Origin of the sequence: Caloranaerobacter ferrireducens, from assembly GCF_001730685.1 — a bacterium.
Taxonomy (GTDB): domain Bacteria; phylum Bacillota; class Clostridia; order Tissierellales; family Thermohalobacteraceae; genus Caloranaerobacter; species Caloranaerobacter ferrireducens.
This window is the reverse complement of the sequence record NZ_MDJR01000013.1, coordinates 1-21,345: the sequence shown is the minus strand read 5'-3', so window position 1 is coordinate 21,345 and position 21,345 is coordinate 1. Positions and strand designations below refer to the sequence as shown.

Here is a 21,345-nt window from a genome sequence, read left to right as displayed (position 1 = left end):
ATTATATTCAAAATTATCCACAATTTAATAAAAAATATAATTTCCTATGGATTATAAAAATAAAAACTTTTTTCTCTAACATAATTATATCAGATTCTTTACATATATTTACTGGTATTTATTGTTTGTCATAGTTATTATTTGCAAATTATTTTAGTTGTTTTATATTTGCTATTCTTTAATTGAAAAATGATAGACAATAGTACCATTAACATGCAACTGATGACTATCAACTATCATCTATTGACTCTAATAACTACATACTCATAAAACAATAACTCCTAATGTTTCACGTAAAACATTAGGAGTTTAAAATTATATCTAATATTCTATCTAAATCATCTTGACTATAATATTCTATCTCTATTTTTCCTTTCTTTCTACCTTTACTTATCTGTACTTTAGTTCCTAAAATTTTTCTTAATTGCTCTTCTATCTCTAAAGTAAATGGGTCTCTTTCTGATTCATTTTTATTATTTTTCTTTACTTTTACCTTATTTTTTAATTCTTTAACTAATTTTTCAGTTTCACGTACACTTAATCCTTTTTCTATTATTTCTTTAGCAAATTTAATTTGCATATTTGAATCATCTATTTGTAATAAAGCTCTTCCATGACCACTAGTTAATTTTCCTTCTAAAATAAAACTAATTACTTCTTGACTTAAATTTAATAATCTCAATGTATTAGCTACATAAGGTCTACTTTTACCTACAACAGTCGATATCTCCTCTTGTGTAAGCTTATATTTCTCCATTAATCTTTTATAAGCTATTGCTTCTTCAATTGGATTTAGGTCTTCTCTTTGGATATTCTCAACCAAAGCAATTTCCGCAGACTTTCTATTCTCAAAATCCCTTACTATACAAGGTATCTCCTTAAGTCCTGCTATTTTAGCAGCTCTCCATCTTCTTTCTCCAGCTACAAGTTCATATCCATCATCAATTTTTCTTACAATAACAGGCTGAATTAAACCATGTACCTTTAATGATTCAGCTAGTTCATTAAGTGAATCTAAAGTAAATTCACGTCTTGGCTGCTCTTTGTTCGGCTTTATCAGTGACACATCAACACTTATTACTCTATCTTTATCATTATTTTCTATATTATTTAAAGGCTCATCTGGTATTAAAGCTGCAAGTCCTTTTCCTAAACCTCTTCTCTTTTTTGTCATTAAATCACATCCTCTACGTATTCTAGAAATTCTTCAGCTAATTCCATATAAGCCTCTGCTCCTCTAGATTTAGGATCATAATCAATAATAGGTAAACCATGACTTGGAGCTTCAGCTAATCTAACATTCCTTGGTATTATTGTTGTATATACTTTCCCTTTAAAATATTTCTTAACCTCATCTACTACTTGTATTGATAAATTTGTCCTACCATCAAACATACTCAAAACAACGCCTTCTATTTCTAAATCAGGATTTAGACTCTTTTTCACTAATCTAATAGTATCCATTAATTGACTAACACCTTCTAAAGCATAATATTCACATTGAATAGGTATCAAAACACTATCAACTGCCACTAAAGAATTGATAGTCAACAAACCTAAAGATGGAGGACAGTCTATAAAAATATAGTCGTAATCATTTCTAATATCTTTTATAACATTTCTTAAAGCTAATTCCCTATCTGGTCTTTTAGTCAGTTCTATCTCAGCACCAGCTAATTCCACATTAGAGGGTACTAAATATAAATTTTCTACCTCTGTATTTATTATTGTTTTTCTTATATCTACACCATTAATTATAGAATCATAAATAGAAATTTCCACCTCATTTTTATTTATGCCAAATCCACTAGTTGTATTTCCCTGAGGGTCAATATCTATAACTAATATCTTTTTCCCCTTTCTAGCAAGACATGCAGTTAGATTTACATTAGTAGTTGTCTTACCAACTCCTCCTTTTTGATTAAATACAGCTATTATTTTAGCCATTACTTCACCTCACTTCCCCTTTTACACATATATCTAAATATTTCGCTTAAACAATATACATTCCTGCTACATTTTTTTATAATTTATAGGAATTTATAATAAAATTAATTAAATTGAAACTTTGTCTAGCATATTTTCATGTTAGAGTCGTTATAAACTTTATTAAATGATAGATAATTAGTAATATAATTTCCGTTATAAATATAGGCGAAATCTACATTGTAGTTGATTTAAATCTATGATTTTGTTCTTTTTTTGTCAATGGTTATTAGTTAATACCACTTTTCGCCTTTCCTCTTTTAATTTAACGAATAACGAACGACAAATATCAAATAACGAATCAATTTTACATTTTACATTTTACATTTTTAATTTTACATTTCTTATCCCTGTTCTCTATTTCCTGTCCTCTATTCTCTGATTTTTATTCTCTATTTCTAATACCAAGTACCCAGTACCTAGCACCTAGTACCTAAAATAAAAAAGACTCAGTACATTAGCTTATCCCACTCCCCCAATTATATGTAAAGCTAATATACTAAGTCATTATGACCTTCTTCTTATTTCTTTTTCGGTATCTTTACTACAACTTCTATAAAATCTCCTTTATCTCTCTGTTCATATTTTGCATCTATCCCACTTTCTCTTATTGCATTATATGCATTTCTTAAAGTATTCAAATATATTCTGAAATTAATTATACTTTTGATATTTTGTTTTGTTTCAGGCTCTTTTTCTTTTGTTATATCTTCAAGAATATCTTTAATAAGCTTTTCGGTTTTCTTAACAGTTAAATCATTCTTAATAACTTTATTCAATACTTCAATTTGTAGTTCTTTATCTGGCAACTTAAGAAGTGCTCTGGCATGTCTCTCTGTTAAACCATTCTCTATAAGCATTTTCTTTACTTCATCTGGTAGTCTCAAAATTCTTAATTTATTAGCAATAGTAGACTGATTTTTTCCTACTTTTTCTGCCAACTCCTGCTGTGTAAACCCATGGTCATTAATTAAATTATAATAACCCTCAGCTTCTTCTAAAAAATTTAAATCTTCTCTTTGTAAATTTTCAATAAGAGCTAAAACAGCCGAATCCTGATCCTTCATATCTAAAACTATAGCAGGAACTTTCTCTAAATTAACTAATTCAGCCGCTCTTAATCTTCTCTCTCCTGCTACTAGTTCATAACTATTATCACTTATTTTTCTAACGCTAATTGGCTGTATTATACCATAGGCTTTAATTGATTGGCTTAACTCCTCTAACGACCTCTTACTAAAAGTTTTCCTAGGTTGATACGGGTTGGGTTTTATGCAATTTATAGGGATATACATAATCTCTTCTTTTAGATTACTCATAACATCATTCCTCTCCCGAATACTTGTCCCCATTTTCTATATAATACATAGAAACCTTCCATATAACATATAAAAGCGACGAGTCTAGAATCTATTAATATTTATTCTCTAAAAATAAATATCTTCCTTCCATAAAAATCAAAAAAATCAAACTTTCGTACTACAAAATTCTCTAATAATTTATAATTTACAACGGATTTTTCTTTGGTTTACCTGCTTTTCTAGGATATTTTGTCAAAGTTTTGTTTATTTTCTCGATTATAATTAAAGTATGAGCTATATCACTTAATGGCAATTTTATTTTTATTTTATCTAAAACTTTCCCTCCTAATAATTTTATTGCTTTTTCAGACTCTTTTAATTCAATATCAACATCTGGTCCCTTCATAGCTATAAAATAGCCTCCTACTTTTACAAATGGTAAACAATATTCAGATAAAATATTTAAAGAAGCTACAGCCCTCGAAACAGCAATATCAAATTTTTCTCTATATTCTATATCTCGTCCAAAATCCTCTGCTCTTCCATGTACAGCCTTTATATTATTTAACCCAAGTTCATTGATTACTAAATCTAAAAATTTAATCCTCTTTTGTAAACTATCCATTAAAACTAACTCAATATCATTTTTAACTATTTTAAGAGGTATTCCTGGAAATCCACCACCTGTACCTATATCAATTATTCTATAATCATCTTTTATATAATCTGTTTTTAATAATGTCAAACTATCTAGAAAATGTTTTATATCTATTTCTCTATCATCCTCTATAGCTGTTAGATTTATCTTCTTATTCCATTCTTTTAATAATTCCTTAAATTTAAGAAATTTTTCTATTTCTTCTGTTTTTAATGAAATTCCTAATTCTCTACTACCTTCTATCAAAGTATCAATATTACTCATTATCTTCACTCCTAGTTTTTAATCTCCTTTGTTGTTCTAGAAAGATAAGTAAAACCGAAATATCAGCAGGAGAAACTCCAGAAATTCTTGATGCTTGGCCAATTGAATCCGGTCTTATGTCATTTAACTTTTGTCTGGCTTCAAGCCTTAATCCTTCTATTTTACTATAATCAATATCTTTAGGTAATTTCTTGTTTTCTAGTTTTTTAAATTGGTCAATTTGTTTTAATTGCTTATTAATATAACCTTGATATTTAATTTGAATTTCTACCTGCATTCTTATTTCTCTTGAAAGACTTGGTCTATCTTTATCAATTTCTGCTAAAATTTCATATGATAGTTCAGGTCTTTTTATCAGATCATATAATGTTGTTGGTGATTTTAATGGTGTACTGTTTTTTGAAGTTAAAAATTCCTGTATTTCCTTAGTTGGTGTAATCTTAACATTCTTTAATCTTTCTATTTCCTCTTCTATTCTCTGTTTTTTATATACTACTTTTTTATATCTTTCTTCATCAGCTAGCCCTATTTTATAACTTTTTTCAGTTAATCTTAAATCTGCATTATCTTGCCTTAAAATTAATCTATATTCTGCTCTAGATGTCATCATTCTATAGGGCTCATTTGTCCCTTTAGTTACTAAATCATCTATTAATACACCTATATATGCTTCTGACCTATCCAAAATAAAAGGCTCTTTACCTCTTAATTTAAGAACTGCATTTATTCCTGCAATAATACCTTGTGCCGCTGCCTCTTCATATCCTGATGTTCCATTTATCTGTCCAGCAAAATATAAATTCTCAATTCCTTTGTATTCTAATGTTCTTTTTAACTGAGTTGGATCTATACAATCATATTCTATAGCATAAGCTGGTCTCATTATCTCAACGTTTTCTAATCCAGGTACTGATCTAAGCATTTTAATCTGTACTTCTTCTGGTAGTGAAGTAGACATTCCCTGTACATACATCTCACAAGTATCTAATCCTTCTGGTTCTATAAATATCTGATGCCTTTTTTTATCAGAAAATCTAACTATCTTATCTTCAATAGAAGGGCAATATCTAGGCCCAACACCTTCCATTTCTCCAGCATATAATGGTGACCTGTTTAAATTATCTAATATAACTTTATGAGTCTCTTCATTTGTATAAGTAAGCCAACATGGTACCTGATCTTTTTCAATTCTTTCATTTAAAAAAGAAAAAGGTACTATTTCTTCATCTCCAGGTTGAATTTCCATTTTACTAAAATCAATACTGTCTCTGTGTATTCTGGCAGGTGTTCCAGTTTTAAATCTTCTTAATTTTATTCCTAGTTTTTTCAATGACTCTGATAAATAATTAGCAGGAAAAAGTCCATTAGGGCCACCTTCAAAATTTACTTCTCCTATAAATATCCTACCTTTAAGATAAGTCCCTGTAGCTAAAATAACAGCTTTTCCTGAGTAAACACCACCAGTCTTTGTAACTACTCCCGTAACTCTTTTATCTTCTACCAAAATTTCAATAACTTCAGCCTGTTTTAAATCTAAATTTTCCTGTTCTTCTATAACTTGCTTCATGCTAGACTGATACCTCTTTTTATCTGCTTGTGCTCTTAAAGAATGTACTGCTGGACCTTTTGATGTATTTAACATCCTACTTTGAATAAAAGTTTTATCAATATTTTTTCCCATTTCTCCACCTAAAGCATCTATCTCTCGTACTAAATGTCCTTTTCCTGTACCACCTATTGCAGGATTACATGGCATAAGTGCTATAGAATCTAAATTTATTGTAAGTAAAAGAGTTTTCATACCCATTCTTGCAGCTGCAAGAGCAGCTTCACATCCTGCATGTCCTGCTCCGATAACGATAATATCATATTCACCAGCTTGATATTTCATAGAAGTTTCCTCCTTTTAAACGAATAAACTTATTTGCCTATACAGAATTCTTCAAATATCCTATCAATAATATCTTCTGTAACAGTATCTCCTGTTATTTGACCTAAATTTTCCCAACAATCTTTAACATCAACCTCTATACAATCTATAGGCATACCCAATTCAATAGATCCAATAGCTTCTTCAATATTCTTTTTAGCTTTGATTAATAAACTCTTATGTCTAGCATTTGTAACTATTGTATTATCTTTTATTTTTACTTCTCCTGCAAAAAACATTTCTTTCAAAGAATCTTCTAATATTTCTAATCCTTCTCCTTTAACTATTGAAGTTTCTATTATCTTTTTACCTGGTAAAATATTCTGTATTTCTTCTTTACTTACTACTGGAGGTAAATCTATCTTGTTTATTAATACTATTACCTTCTTATCTTTAACCAATCTAGCAATTTCCATATCTTCTTCTGTTAATTCTTTAGATACATCAAAAAGTACAATAACTAAGTCTGCTTCTTCTAATAAACTTTTTGCTCTTTCCACTCCTATTTTTTCAACTATATCTTCTGTTTCCCTTATACCAGCAGTATCTATTATCTTTAAAGGAATACCTTTAATATTTACATATTCTTCTATTATATCTCTAGTAGTACCTGGTATATCAGTTACAATAGCTCTATTTTCTCTAAGTATTGCATTCATCAATGAAGATTTACCGACATTAGGTTTACCTAGTATTATTGTTTTTAAGCCTTCTCTTAATATTTTTCCTGTATATACTGTGTCTAAAAGCTTTTCTATTCTTTTTAAAACACTTTTTCCTTCATCAAGTAATCCTTCGTATGTCATTGTTTCTATATCTTCTTCTGGAAAATCTATATTAGCCTCTATATTTGCTAGCATTCTCAGTAAAATTTCCCTAATTTCACTTATTTCTTTTGATAATCCACCTTCGAGTTGATTAAAAGACACGTCAAAACTTGAATCTGTTTTAGCTCTTATTAAATCAATTACTGCCTCAGCTTGTGATAAATCTATCCTACCATTTAAAAAAGCTCTTTTTGTAAATTCACCAGGTTCTGCAAGCCTAGCTCCATTTTCTAGTACTATCTCTAAAATTCTTCTCACAGGTATTATTCCACCATGACAATTTATTTCTACAATGTCTTCTTTCGTATAGGTATAAGGACCTTTCATATATACTGCTAATACTTCATCTATTTTCTTATTAGTATCAGGCTCTACTATATATCCATATGTTAATCTTCTTTCTTGAAATTCACTTAATTTTCTTTTATTTTTAGCTCTAAAGATTTTATCTACTATTTCAACTGCCCTTTCCCCGCTAATTCTTACAATCCCAATACCTGCTTCTCCAGGTGCTGTAGCAACAGCAGCAATTGTATCAAAATACACTTTAACTCACCTCATTTGATTAATATTTAATACCGTCTTCCGTTTTTCGTCATTCGCCATTCGAAGAGCGAAAAGCGAACAACGAATAGCCAAGCTAGTACCAAGCACCTAGTACCCAGTACCTAATATTAGTATACCAAATTAATTTTTAAACAAAACATAAACCCAGTATTAATACTGGGTTTTTGATGTTTCTTTCTTGTAACTAATTACTACTCTTCTAAATGGTTCTTCTCCTTCACTAAAAGTCTCTACATAAGGATTGTTTTGGAGTGTTGAATGTATAATCCTTCTTTCATTAGGATTCATTGGCTCAAGCTTTATATCTCTTCTTAATCTCTTTACTTTAAATGCCATTTTTTCAGCTAACCTAATAAGAGTTTCTTCTCTTTTCTTTCTATAATTATTAATATCTAAGAAAACTCTAATATAGTTCTCTCTTTCTTTATTTACAATTAAACTAACAAGATATTGTACAGAGTCTAAAGTTTTTCCTCTTTTTCCTATCAAAATTCCCATATCTCTATCACTTATATCTTCAATATTTATAAATAAACTCTTTCCTTCTCTCCTAATACTAGTACTAGCGTTTATTTTCATTTTTTTGAAGAGTATCTTTAAAAAGTTTCCTGCAATTTCTACTGGGTCATTTACAACAGTAACCTCAACTTTAGCGTCTTTACCTCCTATAAGACCTAAAAAACCTTTACTAGGCTCTTCTAAAACTTTAATAAGCACATCATCTCTATCTGCACCTAACTCTAATAGAGCTTCTCTAACAGCATCATCGATAGTCTTAGCCGTTTTAACTATAGACTTCATATTAATTTGACTCCTCCTTAACATTACCTGTAGATCTATTCATTAAGTACTGTTGTACTATTTGAAAAACATTACCTACAACCCAGTATAATGTAAGACCTGCTGGAAAATTTTTAGCAAAGAAGAATATCATAAAAGGAAACATGATAGTCATAGTTTTTTGAGTAGCCTCTGCCTGTGCATTTCCTCCTGCTGTATTTGTCATTTTACTAGTAAAATATGTTGTAATACCGGCTAAAAGAGGAAGTATCCAAGGATCTGGATTATTTAAATTAGAAATCCATAAAAACGTTTTATTTATAGATTCATATACCGCTTCACTGCCAAATATATAATTTACAGGATTTTGTAATACTCTAAAAAATCCAATAATTATAGGGAATTGAATTAATATAGGAAAACAACCACTGAAAGGATTTACATTATGTTCCTTATATAATTCCATAGTCTTGATATTTAGAGTCTGCTGATCATTTTTATATTTATTCTGTAACTCCTTTATCTTAGGTTGAAGTTCCTGCATTTTTTTCATTGACCTCATTTGTTTTAACGTTAGAGGTAATAAAATAAATCTTAAAATTATTGTAGCTATTATAATAGCAATAGAATATGCAGAAAATAATTTAGCATCAAATCCTAAACTATATACAAAATTATATATAACCTTAACTAAAGCTCCTAAAGGTCTAGCAAATAAATCTATCATTTAATAACCCCCTCTTTATTCTAACGGATCATACCCTCCAGGGTTAAGAGGATTACACCTAATAATTCTCTTTATACTCTTCAATCCGCCTTTTATTAATCCGTATTTTTCGATAGCTTTAATTGAATATTCAGAACATGTTGGGTAAAATCTACATGTTCTAGGTTTTAATGGTGAAATAAATTTTTGATACATTCTTATTAAAAGTACAACTAACTTTCTCATATATACACCTTATTATTTTAATAGTTTGGTTCTCCTAAATAAATGTATCATTGCACTTTCTATTTCCTTATATCCACGTCCTACAGCTATTTTTCTAGGTATAAACACCAAATCATATCCTTGTTTCAATTTATCACTATTCAACCTGTAAGCTTCTTTTATTAATCTTCTAATCCTATTTCTCACTACACTTTTACCTATCTTTTTGGTAACAGAAAAACCAACCCTATTATATCCTAAATTATTTTTAATAAAAAAAATTACTAGATATTTATTGGCATAAGAATTTCCATGATTATATACTCTTTTAAATTCTCTACTGTTTTTAAGCTTTAGTTTCTTATCCATTGTAATTCCCCTTAAATATCCTGGAAATTAACATAAAAAGGCCACTAATATGCGGCCTTATGCTGTCAACCTCTTTCTGCCCTTTCTTCTACGTCTCTTTAATACATTTCTTCCTGATCTTGTACTCATTCTCTTTCTGAACCCATGCTCTTTCTTTCTCTGTCTCTTCTTTGGCTGATATGTTCTTTTCATCCAGATACACCCCCTTCAACAACTACTAAACTTTCTTTCCTTTATATAAAGCATTGTATTTATCCAAAAAAAGCAGACACTACTATTGATTATAGCTATATTATATCTCCATGTCAAGGAATTAATATATTTACGTATGTTAATAAATAATCTACATCTATGTTAATCTTGTGGATATCTTTTTCAATATTGTTGATTATCAATATTTTTTTTGATATTATTATATAAATGTGTGGATTATTTATTAACAGTTAATAATTTTATACACAACATGTGGATAAAATTGTGTATAACTTTTAATTTTGTGGATTATATTTTTTTTATTAGAAAAATACTGCATTTATATTCCACATTAATTTTTTTAAATCTTGTGGACAAACTTCAAAGGTTATATTTTATTTAATTTTTATAATATATTTTTCTACATCTTATCCACATCTATATATTTTCCTTGTGAATAAATAATATTCATTTATGTTAATTCATTATTCTATTTTTCTGTGGATAAAATTGTGTATATTTTGTATTATTCCCTTCAAATATGTCTATAATCCTATATGGATAGGAGGAATATAAATGAGTTTGAATTTAGATGATATTTGGAATGATACCCTGAGATTAATAAAAACAGAACTAACAGAAGTTAGCTTCAATACTTGGTTTAAAACTATAGAACCATTAGCTATAAATGACAATCAAATAGTATTGGGGGCTCCAAATGAATTTACAAAAGGTATATTAGTAGCTAGATATCTAACATTAATTAAAAACGCCGTTAAACAAGCTACTAATAAAGATTTCGATATTAAATTTATAATTCCAGGAGAAGAGATAAACGATATTGGACAAACTGTACAAAATGAAGTAAATGATACTTCTACTTCAAGAGCTCAATTAAACCCTAAATATACCTTCGACACGTTTGTCATTGGTAATAGCAATAGATTTGCCCATGCAGCATCTTTAGCAGTAGCTGAAGCTCCTGCTAAAGCATACAACCCTCTTTTTATTTATGGAGGGGTTGGGCTAGGTAAAACTCATCTTATGCATGCTATAGGTCACTATATATTAAATCAAAATCCAAAAGCCAAAGTAGTTTACGTTTCATCAGAAAAGTTCACAAATGAACTAATTAACTCTATTAGAGATGATAGAAATGTTGAATTTAGAAATAAATACAGAAACGTTGATGTACTACTTATAGACGATATACAGTTTATAGCTGGTAAAGAAAGAACTCAGGAAGAATTTTTCCATACATTCAATGCTCTTCATGAAGCTAATAAACAAATTATTATATCTAGTGATAGACCGCCAAAAGAAATTCCTACATTAGAAGACAGATTAAGGTCAAGATTCGAATGGGGTTTAATTGCAGACATACAGCCACCTGATTTAGAAACTAGAATAGCTATATTAAGAAAAAAAGCAAAAGTTGAAAACATACATGTTCCAAATGATGTAATGCTTTATATAGCAACTAAAATACAATCTAATATTAGAGAGCTTGAAGGTGCCTTAATTAGAATTGTAGCTTATTCTTCTTTGACTAATAGAGAGGTAACAGTTGATTTAGCTGCTGAAGCTTTAAAAGATATAATTTCTAATACTAAACCAAGAGAAATTAATGTAAAGCTAATAAAAGAAATAGTAGCTCAAAACTTTAATATAAATGTTGAAGATTTTGACTCTAAAAAAAGAACAAGATCAATAGCTTATCCAAGGCAAATTGCAATGTATCTATGTAGGGAGTTAACAGATTTATCTCTACCAAAAATAGGCGACGAATTTGGTGGTAGAGATCACACTACAGTTATACACGCATACGACAAAATTTCATCTGATATTAAAAACAATGCTGAACTAAAGCTAAAAATCGAAAATATTATAAATGAAATAAAAGGTAAATAATCAACATTTACATGTTAATAAACTGTTAATATAATGTTGATAACAACTTTAAAAATTTTTTGATTGTTATTATGTTTATAATTAATTTTTTTACTAACAAATTATTAACAGTTATTATTTTGTATTTTTAGTCCACTTATTTAGTTATCCACATATTAACTTTACCTATTACTATTACTATAAGTTTAGTATTTATATTTTTTCTAACCACTGAGAAGGAGGTTATCCACAATTGAAAATAAAAGTTACTCAAAAAGAATTAAATAAATGTATAAATATTGTCCAAAAAGCAATTACATCAAAAACAACTTTACCTATATTAAATGGAATCTTACTTGAAGCTGAAGAAAATACTTTAAAACTTACTGGTACAGATTTAGAAATAGGTATAGAATCAAAAATAAATTGTGAAGTAATAGAAGAAGGTTCTATAGTAATTGCATCAAGATTATTTGGAGATATAATTAGAAAATTACCTAGTTTAGATGTTGAAATTGAAACTGATGAAAATAATAATGTTCATATTACTTGTGGAAATTCTAAATTTAATATTATTGGTCAACCTTCTATAGAATATCCACAACTACCAGTTGTAGATGATGATATAAGCTTAAATATACCTAAGGATCTTTTGAAAAGTATGATTAAACAAACTATATTTGCAGCTGCACAAGATGAAATAAAACCAATACTGACGGGAGCTTTATTAGAAGTTAATAATAAAAGAGCAGCACTTGTAGCATTAGACGGTTATAGACTTGCAGTTAAAGAGATTAGTGTAAGTAGCGATAATAATATAAAAGTTGTAATACCTAGTAAAACACTTAATGAAGTTAGCAGAATACTTGACGATGATGATTCAGATGTTAAAATAATGTTTACTTCAAGTCATGTACTTTTTGATTTTGGTGAAACGGTTATAATATCAAGACTACTTGAAGGTGAATTTATAAATTATCGTGATATAATAAGAAATGAGTATAAATCAAGAGTTAAAGTAAATACTAGAACTGTACAAGAAAGTATTGAAAGAGCTTCATTACTTGCAAGAGAAGGAAAAAATAACCTTGTTAAATTTACTATATCAGATGAAAAGATGATAATAAGCTCTAATTCTGAGATAGGTAATGTACACGAAGAGTTGCCAATAGAGCTTGAAGGAAATGATATTAAAATAGCATTTAATTCAAAATATATGTTAGATGCATTAAGAGTAATAGATAGCGAAGAGATAATTATGGATTTTGAAAGTAATGTAAAGCCTTGTATCATGAGACCTTATGGTGATAACAGTTATACATACCTAGTTTTACCAGTCAGACTAAATGAAAACTATTAAAACTTAAGACACCTAGTTTAAGGTGTCTATTAATTTTCAAGGAGTTGATAATATGAAAAAAATAAAAATACATACAGAGTATATAAAATTAGATCAGCTATTAAAATATGTGAATATAGCGGAAACGGGCGGACATGCAAAAATCTTAATAAAAAATGGTCAAGTTAAGTTAAATGGGGAGATTGTACTTCAAAGAGGTAAAAAAGTAAAAAAAGGAGATATAATAGAATTGTCTGATGGTGAAAGTTATATTGTAGAATAGTAATAAAATCTTCGATTTAAATAAATTGTATAAGGTAGATTTTATTGAAATCCATTACGGAAATTATATTCAAAATTATCAATAATTTAATTAGGTATATAATTTCCTATGGATTATAAAGAAATAGAAAAATGATGCTTTTTTCCTAAAGGAGTGCTTTATGTGCATATAGAAAGTATCAAACTTATAAACTATAGAAATTATGATAAGTTGGATATAAAATTAAATAAAAAGCTAAATATATTTATAGGAGATAATGCGCAAGGTAAGACTAATTTATTAGAATCTATATATATATGTGCTTTTAGTAAGTCGTACAGAGCTGCTAAAGAAAAAGAATTAATAAAAATAGATAAAGATAAAGCTTACATAGGCATAAATGTTAAAAGGGATTTTACTGATAAATTTATAGAAATTAAATTTGAGAAAAATAAAACAAAGAGGGTTAGAATTAATAGAGTAGAAATTGATAAAATATCTGATTTATTTGGTCATTTGAATGTTGTTTTATTTTCTCCTGAAGATTTGAAACTAGTTAAAGAAGGACCAAGTAACAGAAGAATATTTTTAGATACTGAAATATCTCAGATAAGACCCAAGTACCGTTATAATATCAATAGGTATAGTAAAATACTTAAACAGAGAAATAATCTTTTAAAGTCTATTCAAAGGAATAATAAACTTAAGACTATAGAAGTTTGGGACATGCAGTTAGCTGAGGTTGGTTCTGAGATAATTAAAAATCGTATAGAGTTTATAGACAGGATATCTGAAATATCAAAAAATATTCATTACAATATAACTGAAGGAATAGAAGAACTTGAGCTTGAATATATGCCTTCTTTCAATATAGATTGTGAACTAAGCAAAAATGAAATAAAAGATATTTTTATAGAGGTTTTAAACAGGAATCTAGCAAAAGATATAGAAAAAGGTACTACGGAATTTGGTCCACATAGGGATGATATAAAAATAAATATAAATGGATTAGATGCTAAAATATTTGGTTCTCAAGGTCAACAGAGAACAGCTGCACTTTCAATGAAATTAGCAGAAGTAGAATTAGTAAAATCAGAAATAGGGGAATATCCTGTTCTATTGCTTGATGATGTTTTATCAGAATTAGATATAAAAAGAAGAAAATTCTTATTATCGACTTTTAAGGATGTACAAACGATAATTACTAGTACAGAAGATATAGATGTTCTCGATATTCATAAAAAGGATAAGAAGGTATTTTATGTATCTAAGGGAAATATAGTAAATATCTAGTGATAAATTAAGTTGAATAACGCAGATGAATAATATATATTATAAGATTGTAGTTAATTTGTACTTTTATCATGTTTATATTAGGGAGGAAAATAAATGTTTTTACATTTAGGTAAAGATTATGTAATACCACTAGAAGATATTATTTGTATAATTGACTATAAGTCTTTAAAATCAAGAGATACAAAAGAATTTTTTAATATAGCTGAGGAAGAGGGATTTATAAAAAACATTACAGATAAGAAAATAAAATCTTATATAATTACAGAAAAAGCTTATATAGATAAAAAGAGTGGTAGTAAAATAAGAAAAAGTGTTATATATTGTTCTAATATTTCTTCTACTACTTTAAATAAAAGGGCTGGATTTATCAAATAGTTTTTTCTTTTTAAGATAAGAACAAAATCTTCGCTTTAAATAAATTATAAGGAAGATTTTGCCTATATTCATAATTGGAAATTATATTTTAAATTACCCGCAATTTAACAAAGCATATAATTTCCTATGGATTATAAAGGAAAAACTAAAGAAAACTTTGACTTTTGGATTAGAAAAAACTTAAGTAGATTGGAGGCTATTAAATGGCTGAAATACAGAGAGAAAGAAATTATGGTGCACAGCAAATACAAGTTTTAGAAGGATTAGAGCCTGTTAGGAAAAGGCCAGGTATGTATATTGGTAGTACTGGTTTAAGAGGGTTACATCATCTAGTTTATGAGATTGTCGATAATAGTATAGATGAAGCATTAGCGGGAGTTTGTGATACTATTAATGTTATAATAAACGAAGATAATTCAATAACTGTAATTGATAACGGTAGTGGTATACCTGTTGAAATACATCCTAAAACAGGAAAATCTACTGTTGAAACTGTACTTACAGTTTTACATGCTGGTGGTAAATTTGATAATAGTGCATACAAGGTATCAGGTGGACTTCATGGGGTTGGAGTTTCAGTAGTTAATGCACTATCTGAATGGTTAGAGGTTATAGTGCACAGAAACAATAAGATATATAAGCAAAGATTTGAACGAGGAAAGCCAGTAACAGAATTACAAATAATAGGTCAAACAGAAGGGACAGGAACTACTATAACATTTAAACCTGACCATTTGATATTTGAGGATGTTAATTTTAGATATGATACTTTAGAACATAGATTGAGAGAGTTAGCATTTTTAAATAAAGCAATTACAATTACAATTGAGGATAAGAGACAGAATAAAAAGAAAAAGTTCTATTATGAAGGTGGAATAAAAGCTTTTGTAGAGCATTTAAACAGAAATAGAACACCTATACATGATAAAGTAATATATTTTGAAAAGGAAAAAGATAATTGCATTATTGAATTAGCGATGCAGTATACTACAGACTATAGCGAAAACATATTTAGTTTTGCTAATAACATTAATACTCATGAAGGTGGTACCCATTTAAGTGGATTTAAGATAGCCTTAACTAGGGTTATAAATGATTATGCAAGAAAAAATAATATATTGAAAGATAAAGAAAGCAATTTAACAGGCGAAGATATTAGGGAAGGTTTAACTGCTATACTTTCTGTTAAACTGCCAGACCCTCAATTTGAAGGTCAGACTAAAACTAAGCTTGGAAATAGCGAAATGAGAGGAATAGTTGAAAGCTTAGTTTCTGAAAATATAACTAGTTTTCTAGAAGAGAATCCAAAGGAAGCGAAATTAATAATAGATAAAGCTATAAAGGCAGCAAGAGCTAGAGAGGCTGCTAGAAAAGCTAGAGAACTAACTAGAAGAAAAAATGTTCTTGAAAACTTATCTCTACCTGGTAAACTTGCAGACTGTTCAGAACAAGAGGCATCAAAATGTGAAATATATCTAGTAGAGGGTGATTCTGCGGGTGGTTCAGCTAAACAAGGTAGAGATAGAAGAACTCAAGCTATATTACCTCTTAAGGGTAAGATAATGAATGTTGAGAAAGCTAGATTAGATAAAATATTAAATTATGAAGAAATAAAAGCTATGATTACTGCTTTTGGATGCGGGATTGGTGATGATTTTAATATTGAAAAATTAAGGTATGGTAAAATAATTATCATGACAGATGCCGATGTAGATGGTGCTCATATTAGAACTTTATTATTAACATTCTTCTTTAGATATATGAAACCTTTAATTGAACAAGGGCATATATATATTGCTCAACCACCTTTATATAAAATTAAAAAGGGTAAATCTGAATACTATGCTTATAATGATAGAGAGCTTGAAAAAATATTAAACGAAATAGGTAGAAGTGGGTATAGCATACAAAGATACAAAGGTCTTGGAGAAATGAATCCAGATCAGCTTTGGGAAACTACGATGAATCCAGAAAAAAGGATTTTACTTAGAGTTAGTATTGATGATGCAGTTGCAGCTGATGAGATATTTACTACACTTATGGGAGATAAGGTTAAACCTAGAAGAGAATTTATTGAGGAAAATGCTAAATATGTACAAAATCTTGATATTTAATGATAGTAATTACAGTATTAGATGAAAATAATTATTCATGAGGAGGATATAGATGAATAACGATAAGCAGAGGATTATCCAGGTAGATATAGAGGATGAGATGCGAAAATCTTATCTGGATTATGCGATGAGTGTAATTGTAAGCAGGGCGCTACCTGATGTACGTGATGGTTTAAAACCTGTTCATAGAAGAATTCTTCATGTTATGAATGAGCTTAACTTAGCGCCGGACAAACCTTTCAGAAAATCTGCACGTATAGTTGGGGACGTATTAGGTAAATACCATCCACATGGAGACAGTGCTGTATACGATGCAATGGTAAGGATGGCACAGGATTTTTCAACAAGATATCTACTTGTAGATGGTCATGGTAACTTTGGTTCTATTGACGGTGATGGCGCTGCTGCAATGCGTTATACAGAAGCTAGAATGTCTAAAATAGCAACAGAAATGTTGAGAGATATAAATAAAGATACAGTTGACTTTAGACCGAACTTTGATGAAACATTAAAAGAACCTAAAGTACTACCTAGTAGATTTCCAAATCTATTAGTTAATGGTTCATCAGGTATAGCTGTTGGTATGGCAACATCTATACCACCTCATAACTTAGGAGAAGTTATAGATGGTATAGTTATGATGATAGATAATCCTGAAGTAGATGTAGATGAGTTGATGGAAGTTATAAAAGGACCAGATTTTCCAACTGGTGCAATTATAATGGGTCAAGAAGGAATAAAGTCTGCATATAGAACAGGTAGAGGAAAAGTTATTGTTAGAGCTAGAACCGAAATAGAGCAATTAAACAAATCGAAAACAAGAATAATTGTTACTGAACTGCCATATCAAGTAAATAAAGCAAAACTTATAGAAAAGATAGCTTCATTAGTTAGAGACAAGAAAATAGAAGGAATATCAGATTTAAGAGATGAATCTGATAGAAACGGAATGAGAATTGTTATAGAGTTAAAAAGAGATGCTAATCCTAATGTAGTTTTAAATAATTTATATAAACATACTCAACTGCAAGACACATTTAGTATAATTATGCTTGCTTTAGTTGATGATCAACCTAAAGTTCTGAATTTAAGAGAAGTAATAAGACATTATTTGAATCACCAAAAAGAGGTTATAACAAGAAGGACACAATATGACCTAAACAAAGCTGAGGATAGAGCACATATTCTTGAAGGTTTAAAAATAGCTTTAGATCATATAGATGAGGTTATAAGTTTAATTAGAAATTCTAAGACAGTGAATGAGGCAAGAAATGGATTAATGAATAAATTTGGACTTACAGAAAAACAAGCACAGGCTATATTAGATATGAGATTGCAAAAATTAACTGGATTAGAGAGAAATAAGATAGAAGAAGAGTATGAAGAATTGATTAAGCTTATTAATAAATATAGGGAAATATTAGCTAATGATAGACTTATTTATAAAATAATTAAAGATGAATTACTTGAGATTAAAGAAAAATATAATGATGATAGAAGAACAGAAATAAGAGCTAGTATAGATGAGATAAGTATAGAAGATATGATAAAAGAAGAGAAAGTAGTTATTACATTAACTCATTTTGGGTATATTAAGAGATTGCCAGAAGACACTTATAAAGCACAAAGAAGAGGTGGCAAAGGAATTACAGGATTAACTACAAGAGAAGAAGATTTCGTTGAGGATATTTTCGTTACTTCTACTCATGATAATATTTTATTCTTTACCAATAAAGGGAAAGTTTATAAATTAAGAGCTTTCGAAATTCCAGAAGCTAAAAGACAAGCTAAAGGTACTGCAATAATAAATCTCCTTAAGCTAGATACAAATGAAAAGATAACAGCTGTAATACCAATAAAAGAATTTAATCCTAGAGATTACCTTGTATTTGCAACAAAGAAAGGGTTAATAAAGAAAACGGGATTAAATGAATTTGATAATATCAGAAAAAATGGTCTTATAGCTATAAATCTAAGAGAAGAAGATGAATTGATAGAAGTAAAGAAAACAAATGGAAAAGATGAACTTATATTAGTAACAGCTCATGGAATGTCTATAAGGTTTAGTGAAAAAGATGTTAGAAGTATGGGAAGAAGTGCAATGGGAGTAAAAGCTATTACACTTAATGAAGGTGATAAGTTAGTAGCTATGGATTTAATTAAAGAAGAAAATGATCTATTGGTTATAACAGAAAAGGGTTATGGAAAGAGGACTCCAATTTCAGAATACAGATCTCAAAGTAGAGGCGGAAAAGGGATAAAAACATATAATGTAAAGAAAAGAACAGGAAATATTGTTGGAGCAAAAGTTGTTAGTATCAACGATGAAGTAATGCTAATTAGTGTATCAGGGACAATAATAAGATTGAAGGTATCAGATATATCACAAATGGGAAGAAGTACTCAAGGTGTGACTTTAATGAAAATATCCGAAAATGATAGAGTTGTATCTATTGCCAAGGTGGCAGCAGAAGAAGATGATGATGAGGAATAAAGCGTGCGTAATGCACGCTTTATTCATATAATTGTCGAAAAGTAAAAAAGAATAATAAAGATACTAGTACTTTAAGAATACAGAAAATTATAATATACTATATTTATATAAGCTTGTATACAAATTTTAGAGATTAAGGAGGGATATTATGGGTCTAGAGGTAAAGAAAGAATTCAACACAGTTGAGAATGCATGGATTTTGAAACTAATAGGTGAGGTTGATATATATACATCACCAGATTTTAAAAATATTTTACTTGAAATAATTAATGAAAAAAGTGCAGATGTAATATTAGATGGTGAAGAATTAGTTTATATGGATAGTACAGGGTTAGGTGTATTAATTAGTGGATTAAAGAAGCTTAGAGAAAAAGGTAAGAATATAATATTGATTAATATAAGGCCAAATATAAATAAATTATTTGATATAACTGGATTAAACAAAGTATTTATTATTAAGGAGTGAGGCCTATGATAGAATCTGTTAATCAAAATAAAGAAGATATAATTAGCCTTACAATACCAGCGAAGGCTGAGTATGTTAGTGTAGTTAGATTAACTTCTTCAGCAATAGCAAGTAGAATAGGGTTTGATATTGAGGAAATAGATGATATTAAAGTAGCTATAGCAGAAGCTTGTACAATGATTATCAAAAATGGCGAAAAGCAAAATATAGACATTGAATTTGAAATAATGGAAGATAGATTAATTATAAGTATACAGGCTAAACAGTTTGTATGCCAAGAAAGAGATGATGAAATTTCTGATATCAGTGATAATAGAAGTTTAAGTATTTTGATAATCGAATCTCTAATGGATGAAGTTAAATGTGATAATTGTGATGGAGTAGTTTACTTAAATATGATAAAGAAATTAGGGGTGGATATCTAATGAATGTATCTAAAAAATATTCAAATGATACCCCTAATAAATATAAAAACATTGATAATAAAACATTATTTTCAATGTATAAGAAAAATAAAGATTCTTCAATAAGAAATGAACTAATAGAAAGGCATTTGTACATAGCTGAAATATTATCTAAAAAATATGCCAATAAGGGGATCGAGTACGAAGATATATACCAAGTTGCATGTCTTGCTTTAATTTATGCAATAGATAGATATGATGTAGATAAAGGATATGAGTTTTCAAGTTTTGCTACTCCAACTATTATTGGAGAGATAAAAAAATATTTTAGAGATAAAGGATGGGTAGTGAGAGTACCTAGGAGAATACAAGAGCTTTCCAAGAAAATTAGTAATGCTAAGGTTATTTTAACACAAAAGCTTCAGAAAACTCCTACGGTAAAAGATATAGCTGAATATCTAATGTGCAGTGAAGAAGAAATATTAGAAGCTATGGAAGTAAGTAAAGTGTATATGCCACATTCATTAGATTTGACTTATGATTCAGATGATGATAAAGATATGACTTTAGGAGATCTAATTGGAGAAGATGATAAATATTTTAATAAAATAGAAAACATAGATTTCTTGCAGAAAGTATTGGACAAGTTAAATGATTTAGAAAAAAGAATTTTGAAAGGTAGATATTTTGATAATCAGACTCAAAGTCATATAGCTAAAGAATTAGGGGTATCACAAATGACAGTTTCAAGATTAGAAAAGAAGATTATAGAGAAATTCAGAAAAGAATTAGAAAAAATTAACACATAAATAAATTATAAATACTATTGACTTAGTATAAAAATTGTGGTAGATTATTTCTTGCCGTTAAGGAAAAGACAAAAGAAAAAAAGCAAAAAAA

22 protein-coding genes are annotated in these 21,345 nt (G+C 28.7%); 11 read left to right on the top strand and 11 right to left on the bottom strand.

Features of this window, described 5'->3' with window-relative positions; genetic code table 11:
- Positions 1-301: 301 nt before the first annotated feature.
- From BFN48_RS11785 to rpmH, 11 genes are all read right to left on the bottom strand, one after another.
- A complete protein-coding gene (locus tag BFN48_RS11785) occupies positions 302-1,174 on the bottom strand; it encodes a ParB/RepB/Spo0J family partition protein (protein WP_069651086.1) in 873 nt (290 codons plus the stop codon).
- On the bottom strand, positions 1,174-1,947 hold the full coding sequence (locus BFN48_RS11780; RefSeq protein WP_069651085.1) for a ParA family protein: 774 nt from the start codon (positions 1,945-1,947) through the stop codon (positions 1,174-1,176). Before BFN48_RS11780 ends, BFN48_RS11785 begins: the two co-directional genes overlap by 1 nt.
- Before the next feature lie 560 nt (positions 1,948-2,507).
- Positions 2,508-3,305 (bottom strand): nucleoid occlusion protein, encoded by a 798-nt coding sequence (gene noc / locus BFN48_RS11775; protein ID WP_069651084.1) that lies wholly within the window; start codon positions 3,303-3,305, stop codon positions 2,508-2,510.
- A 187-nt stretch (positions 3,306-3,492) separates the two neighbouring features.
- Positions 3,493-4,209 (bottom strand): 16S rRNA (guanine(527)-N(7))-methyltransferase RsmG, encoded by a 717-nt coding sequence (gene rsmG, locus BFN48_RS11770; protein WP_069651083.1) that lies wholly within the window; start codon positions 4,207-4,209, stop codon positions 3,493-3,495.
- Positions 4,202-6,100 carry a tRNA uridine-5-carboxymethylaminomethyl(34) synthesis enzyme MnmG gene (mnmG, locus tag BFN48_RS11765; RefSeq protein ID WP_069651082.1) on the bottom strand — a complete coding sequence of 633 codons (1,899 nt, stop codon included), beginning with the start codon at positions 6,098-6,100 and terminating at the stop codon, positions 4,202-4,204. Before mnmG ends, rsmG begins: the two co-directional genes overlap by 8 nt.
- A gap of 29 nt (positions 6,101-6,129) precedes the next feature.
- Positions 6,130-7,512 (bottom strand): tRNA uridine-5-carboxymethylaminomethyl(34) synthesis GTPase MnmE, encoded by a 1,383-nt coding sequence (gene mnmE / locus BFN48_RS11760; protein ID WP_069651081.1) that lies wholly within the window; start codon positions 7,510-7,512, stop codon positions 6,130-6,132.
- Positions 7,513-7,683: 171 nt separating this feature from the next.
- The gene (gene jag, locus BFN48_RS11755; protein WP_069651080.1) at positions 7,684-8,334 is read right to left on the bottom strand and encodes an RNA-binding cell elongation regulator Jag/EloR; all 651 of its coding nucleotides are present in this window, start codon (positions 8,332-8,334) and stop codon (positions 7,684-7,686) included.
- Position 8,335: 1 nt separating this feature from the next.
- Positions 8,336-9,040: a YidC/Oxa1 family membrane protein insertase gene (locus tag BFN48_RS11750; protein ID WP_069651079.1), complete on the bottom strand. Its 705-nt coding sequence runs from the start codon at positions 9,038-9,040 to the stop codon at positions 8,336-8,338.
- A 15-nt stretch (positions 9,041-9,055) separates the two neighbouring features.
- Positions 9,056-9,265 (bottom strand): membrane protein insertion efficiency factor YidD, encoded by a 210-nt coding sequence (yidD, locus tag BFN48_RS11745; RefSeq protein WP_069651078.1) that lies wholly within the window; start codon positions 9,263-9,265, stop codon positions 9,056-9,058.
- A gap of 12 nt (positions 9,266-9,277) precedes the next feature.
- A complete protein-coding gene (gene rnpA / locus BFN48_RS11740; RefSeq protein ID WP_069651077.1) occupies positions 9,278-9,613 on the bottom strand; it encodes a ribonuclease P protein component in 336 nt (111 codons plus the stop codon).
- Between the two features lie 57 nt (positions 9,614-9,670).
- Positions 9,671-9,805 carry a 50S ribosomal protein L34 gene (gene rpmH, locus BFN48_RS11735; RefSeq protein ID WP_069651076.1) on the bottom strand — a complete coding sequence of 45 codons (135 nt, stop codon included), beginning with the start codon at positions 9,803-9,805 and terminating at the stop codon, positions 9,671-9,673.
- 576 nt (positions 9,806-10,381) lie between these two features.
- Here rpmH and dnaA point away from each other — a divergent pair.
- From dnaA to BFN48_RS11685, 11 genes are all read left to right on the top strand, one after another.
- Positions 10,382-11,716 (top strand): chromosomal replication initiator protein DnaA, encoded by a 1,335-nt coding sequence (gene dnaA, locus BFN48_RS11730; protein WP_069651075.1) that lies wholly within the window; start codon positions 10,382-10,384, stop codon positions 11,714-11,716.
- A gap of 232 nt (positions 11,717-11,948) precedes the next feature.
- A complete protein-coding gene (dnaN, locus tag BFN48_RS11725; protein WP_069651074.1) occupies positions 11,949-13,055 on the top strand; it encodes a DNA polymerase III subunit beta in 1,107 nt (368 codons plus the stop codon).
- A 52-nt stretch (positions 13,056-13,107) separates the two neighbouring features.
- On the top strand, positions 13,108-13,317 hold the full coding sequence (locus BFN48_RS11720) for an RNA-binding S4 domain-containing protein (protein ID WP_069651073.1): 210 nt from the start codon (positions 13,108-13,110) through the stop codon (positions 13,315-13,317).
- Positions 13,318-13,479: 162 nt separating this feature from the next.
- Entirely contained in the window at positions 13,480-14,589 is a 1,110-nt protein-coding gene (recF, locus tag BFN48_RS11715) for a DNA replication/repair protein RecF (RefSeq protein WP_069651072.1), read from the top strand.
- 96 nt (positions 14,590-14,685) lie between these two features.
- Positions 14,686-14,967 (top strand): extracellular matrix regulator RemB, encoded by a 282-nt coding sequence (remB, locus tag BFN48_RS11710; protein ID WP_069651071.1) that lies wholly within the window; start codon positions 14,686-14,688, stop codon positions 14,965-14,967.
- Between the two features lie 126 nt (positions 14,968-15,093).
- A complete protein-coding gene (locus BFN48_RS12860) occupies positions 15,094-15,225 on the top strand; it encodes a hypothetical protein (RefSeq protein WP_278287345.1) in 132 nt (43 codons plus the stop codon).
- Positions 15,171-17,081 (top strand): DNA topoisomerase (ATP-hydrolyzing) subunit B, encoded by a 1,911-nt coding sequence (gyrB, locus tag BFN48_RS11705; protein WP_069651070.1) that lies wholly within the window; start codon positions 15,171-15,173, stop codon positions 17,079-17,081. Before BFN48_RS12860 ends, gyrB begins: the two co-directional genes overlap by 55 nt.
- Before the next feature lie 52 nt (positions 17,082-17,133).
- Positions 17,134-19,575 (top strand): DNA gyrase subunit A, encoded by a 2,442-nt coding sequence (gene gyrA / locus BFN48_RS11700; protein WP_069651069.1) that lies wholly within the window; start codon positions 17,134-17,136, stop codon positions 19,573-19,575.
- A gap of 148 nt (positions 19,576-19,723) precedes the next feature.
- Positions 19,724-20,041 (top strand): STAS domain-containing protein, encoded by a 318-nt coding sequence (locus BFN48_RS11695; RefSeq protein WP_069651068.1) that lies wholly within the window; start codon positions 19,724-19,726, stop codon positions 20,039-20,041.
- 5 nt (positions 20,042-20,046) lie between these two features.
- Entirely contained in the window at positions 20,047-20,466 is a 420-nt protein-coding gene (locus tag BFN48_RS11690) for an ATP-binding protein (protein ID WP_069651067.1), read from the top strand.
- Entirely contained in the window at positions 20,466-21,254 is a 789-nt protein-coding gene (locus tag BFN48_RS11685; RefSeq protein WP_069651066.1) for a SigB/SigF/SigG family RNA polymerase sigma factor, read from the top strand. The genes BFN48_RS11690 and BFN48_RS11685 overlap by 1 nt, the downstream gene beginning before the upstream one ends.
- The last annotated feature ends 91 nt before the right edge of the window (positions 21,255-21,345 follow it).

Coding starts and splice junctions, on each gene's coding strand:
- BFN48_RS11785 (WP_069651086.1), bottom strand. CDS start 1,174: ATGACAAAAAAGAGAAGAGGTTTAGGAAAAGGACTTGCAGCTTTAATA.
- BFN48_RS11780 (WP_069651085.1), bottom strand. CDS start 1,947: ATGGCTAAAATAATAGCTGTATTTAATCAAAAAGGAGGAGTTGGTAAG.
- noc (WP_069651084.1), bottom strand. CDS start 3,305: ATGAGTAATCTAAAAGAAGAGATTATGTATATCCCTATAAATTGCATA.
- rsmG (WP_069651083.1), bottom strand. CDS start 4,209: ATGAGTAATATTGATACTTTGATAGAAGGTAGTAGAGAATTAGGAATT.
- mnmG (WP_069651082.1), bottom strand. CDS start 6,100: ATGAAATATCAAGCTGGTGAATATGATATTATCGTTATCGGAGCAGGA.
- jag (WP_069651080.1), bottom strand. CDS start 8,334: ATGAAGTCTATAGTTAAAACGGCTAAGACTATCGATGATGCTGTTAGA.
- BFN48_RS11750 (WP_069651079.1), bottom strand. CDS start 9,040: ATGATAGATTTATTTGCTAGACCTTTAGGAGCTTTAGTTAAGGTTATA.
- yidD (WP_069651078.1), bottom strand. CDS start 9,265: ATGAGAAAGTTAGTTGTACTTTTAATAAGAATGTATCAAAAATTTATT.
- rnpA (WP_069651077.1), bottom strand. CDS start 9,613: ATGGATAAGAAACTAAAGCTTAAAAACAGTAGAGAATTTAAAAGAGTA.
- rpmH (WP_069651076.1), bottom strand. CDS start 9,805: ATGAAAAGAACATATCAGCCAAAGAAGAGACAGAGAAAGAAAGAGCAT.
- dnaA (WP_069651075.1), top strand. CDS start 10,382: ATGAGTTTGAATTTAGATGATATTTGGAATGATACCCTGAGATTAATA.
- BFN48_RS11720 (WP_069651073.1), top strand. CDS start 13,108: ATGAAAAAAATAAAAATACATACAGAGTATATAAAATTAGATCAGCTA.
- remB (WP_069651071.1), top strand. CDS start 14,686: ATGTTTTTACATTTAGGTAAAGATTATGTAATACCACTAGAAGATATT.
- BFN48_RS12860 (WP_278287345.1), top strand. CDS start 15,094: ATGGATTATAAAGGAAAAACTAAAGAAAACTTTGACTTTTGGATTAGA.
- gyrB (WP_069651070.1), top strand. CDS start 15,171: ATGGCTGAAATACAGAGAGAAAGAAATTATGGTGCACAGCAAATACAA.
- gyrA (WP_069651069.1), top strand. CDS start 17,134: ATGAATAACGATAAGCAGAGGATTATCCAGGTAGATATAGAGGATGAG.
- BFN48_RS11695 (WP_069651068.1), top strand. CDS start 19,724: ATGGGTCTAGAGGTAAAGAAAGAATTCAACACAGTTGAGAATGCATGG.
- BFN48_RS11690 (WP_069651067.1), top strand. CDS start 20,047: ATGATAGAATCTGTTAATCAAAATAAAGAAGATATAATTAGCCTTACA.
- BFN48_RS11685 (WP_069651066.1), top strand. CDS start 20,466: ATGAATGTATCTAAAAAATATTCAAATGATACCCCTAATAAATATAAA.